Genomic DNA, 1,940 nt, shown 5'->3' with positions numbered 1-1,940 from the left:
GGCCCCGGCATGCGCCCCTTTAAGCGCCTCGATAAGAAAGCCGATCTCTTCGCCTGATTGGATAAACTATTATTACCTCGCCCCTAAGGCGTGAAGCAATAATCATGCTTCACGCTCTTTATTAAGCACTGATAGAATTTGAAGCTTTTCAATTTCTTCAGACATAAAAAAAGCCGGCAATGCCGGCTTTTTGGTTTTAGAGTCGGGGCAAAATTAGCTTGCGCGACGACCACCAAAACGCTTCTTGAAGCGATCAATACGACCACCAGTGTCAGCATTTTTCTGCTTACCGGTGTAAAAAGGGTGACACTCAGAACATACATCTAAAGTTAAATCTTTAATGTAAGTAGAGCGTGTTTCAATCACGTTGCCACAGCTACAAGTTGCTTTCATAGCGCCGTATTTAGGTTGGATATCTGCTTGCATGGTATTGCCTCTATATTAAATGTGCCGCCACTCAGTCTGCCTTAGCTAAAGTCGCCAAGGTTACCGCTAAGCACCGCACAATAAGTGAGTTGGGCGGAAAAACGAGCGCGCATATTATCAGATTAAAAAACCGCTAGCAAAGTAATTTAGTGCATAAGCGCACAGCTGCCCTATAACCTAAACCTTCGCCCTAGAAATAGCAGCAAAGCGGTATGGATGTCATACTTGCCACCGCCTATTCACCGACCAATACCTGTTAATGCCACTTAGCACTACCTATGAATGCTGACCGCCCGACTATTTTAACACTCGCCCTGCCCACCCCACTCTTTCGCCACTTTGAGTATCTTGCACCGGCAGACCTTTCAGCCGCGCAAGCGAGCGCACTGCTGCCGGGTATTCGGATTGAAGTTCCCTTTGGCCGCCAGACCTTAGTGGGCATTCTCATCTCAACGAGCCACACCGCTAACTACCCCATCGAAAAGCTCAAGCCCGCGCACAGGGCGCTAGATGCCAAGCCCCTTATCCATGGCGATATTCTTACCCTGTGCCAGTTTGCGGCTGAATACTACCAACACCCCCTAGGCGAAGTCATGATGGCCGCCCTGCCGCAAAAATTGCGTGCTAGCGATGGCGCGTTACCGCTAATCACCTACTGGCAGCTCACCACCGAAGGCAAAGGCCTTAACAGCGAGAACTTTAAACGCAGCCCTAAACAACAAGCCGCCTGGGACGCCCTTTTGAAAATGGCTCCACTCGCCGACACAGCACTAGCAGCCAATCATGTCGACAAAAGTGCCCTTAAGCAGCTGCAAAGAAAAGGCTTGGCCGAAACATTCCAAGCCGAAGCTAATGCCTCCCCTAACGATCAGCAAGTACTTAACGAAACCCCGCGCGCACTTAACCCCGAACAACAGCAAGCACTAGACGCCATAAGGTTCCACAAATTTGGCTGCCACCTACTCGAAGGGATTACCGGTAGCGGTAAAACAGAGGTATACCTGCAAGCCATTGCGCGCGTTTTGCAAGCAGGCCAACAAGCGTTGGTTTTAGTGCCCGAAATAGGCTTAACCCCACAAACAGTCGCACGTTTTGAAGAGCGTTTTGCCGTACCTATTACACAGCTTCACTCCAACGTCGCAAAAGGAGCACGGCTCGAAAATTGGCACGCTGCATTTAGCGGCCAAGCTCGCATTGTTATAGGTACTCGCCTTGCTGTTTTTGCACCACTGCCGAAGCTTGGCATTATTATTGTGGATGAAGAGCACGACCTCTCGTTTAAGCAACAAGATGGCCTGCGCTACTCTGCACGCGATCTCGCCATTGTACGCGCGCAAAAAAATAATATTCCCCTGCTGCTAGGCTCGGCGACACCGTCGCTTGAATCACTCCATAACGCATTGCAACAGCGCTACCAACATCTACGTATCACCCAGCGTGCAGGCAACGCTTCAACCCCCGAACTACAACTGCTGGATATGCGTAAGCAAACGCAACATGCGGGTATTGCACAA

At 50.1% G+C, this 1,940-nt stretch carries 2 protein-coding genes; one reads left to right on the top strand and one right to left on the bottom strand.

The features are described from left to right. Nucleotides 1–213 precede the first annotated feature (213 nt). A complete protein-coding gene (gene rpmE, locus AC3A8L_RS20780; RefSeq protein WP_487964189.1) occupies nucleotides 214–426 on the bottom strand; it encodes a 50S ribosomal protein L31 in 213 nt (70 codons plus the stop codon). A 278-nt stretch (nucleotides 427–704) separates the two neighbouring features. Here rpmE and priA point away from each other — a divergent pair. Then, a partial coding sequence (priA, locus tag AC3A8L_RS20775) for a replication restart helicase PriA (protein ID WP_487964188.1) occupies nucleotides 705–1,940 on the top strand: 1,236 nt, incomplete at its 3' end.

The organism is Marinagarivorans sp., from assembly GCF_982758155.1.
The sequence above is the reverse complement of the archived record's forward strand: the minus strand, read 5'-3'. Positions and strand labels throughout refer to the sequence as shown.

Coding starts and splice junctions, on each gene's coding strand:
- rpmE (WP_487964189.1), bottom strand. CDS start 426: ATGCAAGCAGATATCCAACCTAAATACGGCGCTATGAAAGCAACTTGT.